This window comes from Clostridium sp. HCP1S3_C6, assembly GCF_052066735.1.
Classification (GTDB): Bacteria; Bacillota; Clostridia; order Clostridiales; family Clostridiaceae; genus Clostridium.
Genome location: NZ_JBQHRN010000054.1, coordinates 1 through 7236 on the forward strand (window position 1 = coordinate 1; position 7236 = coordinate 7236).

Here is a 7236-nt window from a genome sequence, read left to right on the forward strand (position 1 = left end):
GTATAAAAAAGTGTTGACAATCCAAATGCTTTTTCATTATATTCACAAGCATACTTGCCATTTTGAAAAGATTTTAATCTATCTCTTACTATTTCCAATAAATCTTCATTTGTTAGTGGTAAAATAAATTTGGTTCTTCCGTAAAAATCCGTGTTCATATATTTTAAATGTACATTTATCAATGCTTTTACAAATATTATTTCCGTTAATACGAATATTTGCGGAAGAACCATAAATTTACCCACTTAAGGGAATAAAAATTCCCCACTTATAAAAATCCCTTTTATAATAGTATTAATACATATTATAGGAGGGGAAAGGATGATAAGTGAGGCAATGAAAACAACAATAAAAACACTTTTTGAGAAAGGATATAATAAATCACAAATTTCAAGAATGCTTCAAATTGATAGAAAAACCGTTAGAGCAAAGCTCAAAGAATCGGATGAAGAATTACCCCAAAAGAAAACTAGACCTACTATACTTGATCCGTATAAAGAATATATACAAATTGAAGTTAATAAAGATATTCAGCAAAAAGAATATTTGAAGATCTTGTAAGGGATTATGATTATCAAGGAAGTTATGATACTGTAAAAAAATATATTCACAGCATAAGAGAAAAGAAATCAAAAGTTTATATGGTTCTTAATACGCAACCTGGTGAAGAAGCTCAAATGGATTTTGGTTATATTGGATTTTTAAATTTATAAAGTAGCTTTAAGAATACTTGTTCTTAAATAAAAATTATATAAAAAAGTAAAAATGTAAATTAAAATAAAAAAGGTAAATTTACAGAAAAAATGATCAGATAAAAAATTTAACTTTCAGAGCTGCCATTAAATATAGAGAAAATTGGGCATAATATAATTATGATTTATTATTGCTATTTTAATGACTATTATAAAGTAATAGTTAAATTAGTTATTGATGATATTATGCAAATAATCTAGCAATCAATAATTATATTATTAAATAGATAGATATAAAAATGAAGAAATACATAAATAAAGATATTAAATATTGAAGAAATGCACAAAATATAATAGAATTATACTGAAGAAATGTAATACAGTGATATTATTATAGAAAGTGGAGGAAAATCTATGTATTTTAAAAGGAAAGCTTACAAAGAATTATTGGATTGGAAAGAAAAATATGCAGATAGATATGCAGTGTTGCTTGAAGGTGCAAGACGAGTTGGCAAATCTACTATATCGGAACAATTTGCAATAAATGAGTATAAATCATATATTTTAATTGATTTTTCCAATGTATCTAGCGAGATTATTGAGTGTTTTGATGATATTAATAATCTTGATATGTTCTTTTTACGATTGCAGGCAATAACAGGAATTGACTTATATCCACATGAATCTGTAATTATTTTTGATGAAGTACAGTTATTTCCCAAAGCAAGACAGGCGATAAAACATTTAGTAAAGGATGGAAGATACCATTATATTGAGACTGGATCATTAATATCAATCAAAAAAAATGTGAAAGATATATTGATTCCATCAGAGGAAATGAAGATTCAAGTATATCCAATGGATTATGAAGAGTTCTGTAATGCAACAGGTAAAAATTATTCTATGTTAAAAAATTTATTTGAAATGAATAAAGCAGTTGGTCAACAGGTAAATCGCAAACTTATGCGAGATATTAGAATATATATGGCTGTTGGTGGAATGCCTCAGGCAGTAGAAGCATATACAAATGGTGCTAATTTTTCAATGATTGACCAGGTTAAACGACAAATTATTAATTTATACGAAGAAGATTTTAAGAAAATTGATTCATCAGGGAGATTATCATCAATGTATCATTCTATACCTGCACAATTATCTAAAGATACAAAGAGATATCGTATATCTACAGCACTTGGGAAAAGAAAATCGTCAAAGGATGATAATCTTTTGTATGACTTAATTGATTCAAAAACAGTTCTTCCATGCTATAATTCAACAGATCCAAGAGTAAGTATATCACTTACTAAAGATCTTGATAGTTATAAATTATATATTGCAGATACAGGATTATTTATTACATTAATGTTTATCGATAGACCTGTTACTGAAAATGAAATATATGCAAAATTATTATCTGATAAACTTCCAGCTAATTTAGGTTATTTATACGAAAATCTTGTTGCACAAATATTAACAGCATCAGGAAGGGAACTATATTATCATACATGGGAAAAAGATGGAAGTACTCACTATTATGAAATAGATTTCTTAATATCTCAGGGATCTAAAGTATCTGCAATTGAAGTTAAATCTTCAGGAACTGGGAAACATGAATCAATGTCAGAGTTTAGAAAACGATATTCTAAGAATATTAAGGAATGTTTTATTGTTTCACAAAAAGATGTAGATAAAAAAGATGATTTTAAATATATACCTGTTTATATGACAACATTTTTAACAAGATAATTGGAAGCTTATATTTAGTTTTAACGGAATTTTGCACAATTCCGTTAAAACCTTCTATAGTAGATATTTTATGAATCCTAGGTGCTCCATATATTCCTTTATGGTAATAGTTTTTTTAATATTTCATTTTCTTTCTTTAATTCTCTCAATTCCTTTAATGTCATAACTTCATTTTCATCTACTTTAATTTCTTTCACATCTTTAATCCAACCATTGATTGTTGATTTTTCAATGCTATATTCGCTACTTATTTCAGATACACTCATTCCTGATTTAAATAAATCTACTATCATATCTCTATAATCTTGATCATATATCCTACCCTTTTCCATAATGGACACATCCTTTCTTAACTAAATAATATTTTACTTAGTTTGACTTAATGTATCCACTGCTTTATGCTAATACCAATATATTCTTCATCAGTAAGGAGATCTTTAATTTTGATTATTGGAAATACCACTATAATCACCTCACTTTACTAATTCATATAATTTTTTTATACTTAATTCAATATTCGTTGCATTACTGAAAAACTTGAAGCTTTTCATTTTATTTATATTTTCAATTAATCTGTAATAAGTTCCATGTCCTATATAATCTGTATTGATAACAACATTTTTATTTAATAAAACTTTATTATCAAAGGTTACATCTGGAGAAATAAAAGTACATTGATTTAATGTTTCTTTCATTTTTCTTATCCAGGAATCTGTACCGCCTATGATTAATAATTTATTTTCATTAACTGCATCAATCATAACTTTTAAATCAATATCTGTTTTGATATCGTTTTCTGAATGCTCTAAACTAAAAACAAAATCTCTCAATGAATTTATTTCTAATTTATCATTTTTCAAGTTTTCATTTTCTTGCTTTAGCCTTTGTACTTCTTTTTTAAGTAATTCATTTTCATCAAGTAAAGTAGAATTATCAGTAGCATATTTTTTAGATATCGCTTGTATACCGTTTAATTCGCTTTCTAAGGCTTTTATTTTATCCAATAGTAAATTCTTCGAATTATCATAGTAAAAGTCCTTAGCGTCCCTGTAAGCCTTTGTTAAATAATATATAGGAACAGAATATGAAAACCATTCTTTTAATGCATCATTAGAAGAAAATTCATCAAAATGTCCCTTATAATACATAAATAGTAATTCTGTTATTTCTTTATTTGTTAATCCTTTATACTTACTTATAGCATTTAAGTCAATTAAATGTCTGTCATATATGTATTCTATTGACATCATATCCTTTTGTTTTAATGTTAATTGAGCTCTGCCTCCAGGAGAATATGCATATATCGGAAACATAAATAGAGCAGAATTATAATTTATATTAGGATAAGACTGTTTAATGAATTTAAGTTTTTCATTTAAAAGGTGTAAAATCTCTTTGTCTTGTTTTTCTACTATATTGTTATATAAGAAAGGATTTCCTTCGGTTCCTTTACCACTATTGTAGTAATTTTTATAATTACCAATAACAATTCTTACAGTTTGACAATCAATTATTTTAAGTCCACTATTCAATGCAAAAAATAAAGCTATGTATGCATGCCAATTAAATTCATTATCTGTAATTTTTTTATTTCTTACTTTTTTAGTAAAATAAGCTAGAAAAATATCTAAATTAAATTCATTTCCATTTAAATTATTGATATAAGTATACTCATAGCTATATTCTTTTGTTAAAGTATATTCGAATTTCTCTATATCTATAATATCGTCATCTTCTTTGTTCGCTTTTAATATTCTAAGTGTTCTTAAGAAATATTTTTGAAACTCAATAGAACCAAAATCATTTTTAATGGCTTTTTCTCTTAAGTCATATTTAGATAATAATACCTCATTAGCAGCATATACTTTATCAATTATATTATGCATTTTGTTGTTATTTGCTATTGCTTCAGAAACTAATAATGTTAAATCTAATTCATGTGTTATACTCATAACTCTCACCCAATTTCTTATTTTATTTTATATTTTTCTACATCATATTTTTCATATGGTAATCCTTTATAAACGAAATTTTTTATATTTTTAATTTCGCCTTTGCTTTCCTTATCATCTACATAACGCAATAAAGCAGATATGTATTCCATTGTATCTAATCTGCAATATTTGTTTATATCTTCGTATTCCACACCAATTTCTCTCAATCTTCCTACAACATCATTGTCATTAGTGTACTTATCAAGACCTCTAGCAAGCTTTTTGCCTGTGGCATTGAAGTCTAATAATACACCTTTATTAACCTCAAACTTATAACTTTGAATAAACTTTACTTCGATTAATTCGTCTAAAGCCTCCTTTATTTTCTTGTTATAGTAGAATTTTTGTTTCTTTAAATCCCCTGTGGCATCGAAGTCTAATCCTATGTAATCATAAAGAGTCTGCATGTTTATATATTTCTCATATCCATGTGACCATTGTGTAAGTATAAGCAATAGTTTTTTAGATATACCTTTTTTAAGTTGCATATACCATATACTTATTATAATCGTATAATTTAAAATAATTATTACATAGATTATCAAAAAAAAATGAATCTATCTCTACACTTTGATGCTCTTCAATTTGTTTTGGAGATAACAAATTTTCTTTCATTCTTTTTTGCCTGGTTACAGAATAAGATTTATATTTTTTAAGTATTCTGCAACTTTCTTCTCCAGAGAAAGTAGTTATGTACTTGCCTTCGTCTTGATTTCTGAAAGATAAGTTACTGTATATAGTGGCTTCAGTTAAACATTTAATAGAATTTTCTAATCTTTTCTTTGTAGAAGATCCAAACTTTTTAAAACCCATTTCTTTTGCTAATTTTCTATATGTAAAATTAATAACTTTTGGCATATTAGTAACTTTGTTTTCTTCGGTTACTTCTATTTTGTTATTCATTGTGGATTGGTTACAGAACTGAAAGGTAAAAAAATTTCTCATTAAATTATATAGAAATCTACGCATTTCCCGCGTGATGAAGTAAAATAAAAGAAAAACTTTGTCTCACAGGAGGGCTTATGGAAAGGAAAGAACAAAGAATTAAAAATAAGTTGAAAAAAATCCAATAAATGAATGTCTCGGTATTCAAAAAAGTTTTATCCAAGATTATTTAATAGATTTGATAAGGTAGCTGATACACGTAATTCAAGCTATATTGATTATTCAAATCGTGTTATGTTAGGAACATTATATTGTAAATCAATATGTTCATTTCCATCTACGCAGAGTATGACTAATTATTTTAATAAAGAAGAAGTAGTTTCAAATATTTATAATATCCTTGGAGATAAAGAAAAGGAGTATCTGCCTCATTATGTGTAACTCTAAATGAATATTTAGAGTGATTAGATCCTAAAGAACTTGAAAATATTCAGCATGATATAGTGTACCAAATGATTCGAAGAAAGACACTTAATGGTGCAAAAGTATTAAAAAAATGGCTTGTTATAGTTGATGGAACAGAGCTCGATGAAGGTTTTGAAAAGAAAAATGATAATTATCTTGAAAGATGCTATAATCGTGGAACAAGTGAAGAATATATCAGGTATCACCGAAGCGTTTTAAAAGGAAAATATATTTGGTATTTGGGAAACAATCTTATAGCAACAGAGCCCATTGAAAATGATCCTGAGGAGGGAATATATGAAAAATTGTATTCTCAAATTAAAAACGCTAAAGATATAGCTTCACCTTTTCTTAAAGAAACTCAGGTTAATAATGTGAAAATAAAATTATTAGAAGCAACTAGAAAAAACTCTAATTTAAGAATTAAAATCCTTTATGGTATAAAGGACACAAGAGAATCAGGAAAATTAATAAATCCAGTTCAATTAAATAAATCTCATTATTATATAAATGAATTAAAAAATATACTAGGTTATAAACTTTTAGTTCAAGAAACTAATACACATATAAAACTTATAATTTTTGATGATGATAGTTTTATTTTAGGAAGTACTAATGTATTATCATTTTCTGGAACTTATAATGAAAATCCTAATATGCATAGCGAAGTAGCTATTTTTTCTCTTGATAAAGAATTATTAAAAGAATTAAAAAATAAATATTTTAATTGGCAAATTACAATATTTGTATAATGTATACATTGGTATAAAATTAAATATAAAGAATTGTTCTGAGAATTTAACCATTAAATAATTGGCTTAGAAAAACTAAATATAATAATTGTGAAGTTTCTACTAGAGGTTGAACTATTTGCTCAGTATAATTTGTTGATTTTTTTAGCCAATATTTCTCTTTTTCATAATTTTTAATATATGTTATGATCAAGTAATTTATATTTAATTAATAATCCATTATCTTATTATTTCATAATATGTTAAATTTTTGTGTATTAGTATTTATATTTCTATTAACAATATAAATTATTAAATTAAATCACGATAATATTAGATATTACAGTGAACTGTAAGTAATAAAGAAAAAAGATAATTTTAGGTTATTAGTAGTGTTAGTATAAAGTAGTGGACACATTAAATCAAACTAAGTAAAATATTATTTAGTTAAGAAAGGATATGTCCATTAAGGGAAAGGGCAGAAGATATGATCAAGATTATAAAGATATGATAGTAGATTTATTTAAATCAGGAATGAGTGTATCTGAAATAAGTAGCGAATATAGCATTGCAAAATCAACAATCAATGGTTGGATTAAAGATGTAAAAGAATGGATTGGTTATAATTAATTAGACATAAATTATTCGGTCAAGATATAATATTAAAAATTATACAAGGAGAAATATTATGGCTAGAAAATCAACAAATTACACTGATGAGTT

General features: G+C 25.6%; 9 protein-coding genes and 1 pseudogene. 5 read left to right on the forward strand and 5 right to left on the reverse strand.

Annotated elements, in window-relative coordinates; genetic code table 11:
- Positions 1-233, reverse strand: a pseudogene (locus tag ACTNAO_RS12435) (hypothetical protein); the annotation flags it as partial.
- Positions 234-321: 88 nt separating this feature from the next.
- On the opposite strand from ACTNAO_RS12435, the gene ACTNAO_RS12440 reads away from it, so the two are divergent.
- Together ACTNAO_RS12440 and ACTNAO_RS12445 are read left to right on the forward strand one after the other, a co-directional pair.
- The gene (locus ACTNAO_RS12440; RefSeq protein ID WP_441029531.1) at positions 322-561 is read left to right on the forward strand and encodes a helix-turn-helix domain-containing protein; all 240 of its coding nucleotides are present in this window, start codon (positions 322-324) and stop codon (positions 559-561) included.
- Between the two features lie 545 nt (positions 562-1106).
- Entirely contained in the window at positions 1107-2438 is a 1332-nt protein-coding gene (locus ACTNAO_RS12445; RefSeq protein WP_441029534.1) for an ATP-binding protein, read from the forward strand.
- 98 nt (positions 2439-2536) lie between these two features.
- On the opposite strand, the gene ACTNAO_RS12450 is transcribed toward ACTNAO_RS12445, so the two are convergent.
- The 4 genes from ACTNAO_RS12450 to ACTNAO_RS12465 form a co-directional block, all read right to left on the reverse strand.
- Positions 2537-2770: a transposase gene (locus tag ACTNAO_RS12450; protein WP_441029537.1), complete on the reverse strand. Its 234-nt coding sequence runs from the start codon at positions 2768-2770 to the stop codon at positions 2537-2539.
- A gap of 141 nt (positions 2771-2911) precedes the next feature.
- Positions 2912-4390: a hypothetical protein gene (locus ACTNAO_RS12455; RefSeq protein WP_441029539.1), complete on the reverse strand. Its 1479-nt coding sequence runs from the start codon at positions 4388-4390 to the stop codon at positions 2912-2914.
- A 17-nt stretch (positions 4391-4407) separates the two neighbouring features.
- The gene (locus tag ACTNAO_RS12460; RefSeq protein WP_441046283.1) at positions 4408-4920 is read right to left on the reverse strand and encodes a hypothetical protein; all 513 of its coding nucleotides are present in this window, start codon (positions 4918-4920) and stop codon (positions 4408-4410) included.
- Positions 4910-5335 carry a hypothetical protein gene (locus ACTNAO_RS12465; protein WP_441029545.1) on the reverse strand — a complete coding sequence of 142 codons (426 nt, stop codon included), beginning with the start codon at positions 5333-5335 and terminating at the stop codon, positions 4910-4912. The genes ACTNAO_RS12460 and ACTNAO_RS12465 overlap by 11 nt, the downstream gene beginning before the upstream one ends.
- Before the next feature lie 174 nt (positions 5336-5509).
- Between ACTNAO_RS12465 and ACTNAO_RS12470 the strand changes: the two genes are divergently transcribed.
- The 3 genes from ACTNAO_RS12470 (at position 5510) to ACTNAO_RS12480 (ending at position 7143) form a co-directional block, all read left to right on the forward strand.
- Positions 5510-5758: a hypothetical protein gene (locus ACTNAO_RS12470; protein ID WP_441029547.1), complete on the forward strand. Its 249-nt coding sequence runs from the start codon at positions 5510-5512 to the stop codon at positions 5756-5758.
- 71 nt (positions 5759-5829) lie between these two features.
- Positions 5830-6534: a hypothetical protein gene (locus ACTNAO_RS12475; RefSeq protein ID WP_441029550.1), complete on the forward strand. Its 705-nt coding sequence runs from the start codon at positions 5830-5832 to the stop codon at positions 6532-6534.
- Between the two features lie 438 nt (positions 6535-6972).
- On the forward strand, positions 6973-7143 hold the full coding sequence (locus ACTNAO_RS12480) for a transposase (protein WP_441029552.1): 171 nt from the start codon (positions 6973-6975) through the stop codon (positions 7141-7143).
- Positions 7144-7236: the final 93 nt, after the last annotated feature.

Coding starts and splice junctions, on each gene's coding strand:
- ACTNAO_RS12460 (WP_441046283.1), bottom strand. CDS start 4,920: ATGCAACTTAAAAAAGGTATATCTAAAAAACTATTGCTTATACTTACA.
- ACTNAO_RS12455 (WP_441029539.1), bottom strand. CDS start 4,390: ATGAGTATAACACATGAATTAGATTTAACATTATTAGTTTCTGAAGCA.
- ACTNAO_RS12445 (WP_441029534.1), top strand. CDS start 1,107: ATGTATTTTAAAAGGAAAGCTTACAAAGAATTATTGGATTGGAAAGAA.
- ACTNAO_RS12465 (WP_441029545.1), bottom strand. CDS start 5,335: ATGAATAACAAAATAGAAGTAACCGAAGAAAACAAAGTTACTAATATG.
- ACTNAO_RS12475 (WP_441029550.1), top strand. CDS start 5,830: ATGATTCGAAGAAAGACACTTAATGGTGCAAAAGTATTAAAAAAATGG.
- ACTNAO_RS12450 (WP_441029537.1), bottom strand. CDS start 2,770: ATGGAAAAGGGTAGGATATATGATCAAGATTATAGAGATATGATAGTA.
- ACTNAO_RS12440 (WP_441029531.1), top strand. CDS start 322: ATGATAAGTGAGGCAATGAAAACAACAATAAAAACACTTTTTGAGAAA.
- ACTNAO_RS12480 (WP_441029552.1), top strand. CDS start 6,973: ATGTCCATTAAGGGAAAGGGCAGAAGATATGATCAAGATTATAAAGAT.
- ACTNAO_RS12470 (WP_441029547.1), top strand. CDS start 5,510: ATGTCTCGGTATTCAAAAAAGTTTTATCCAAGATTATTTAATAGATTT.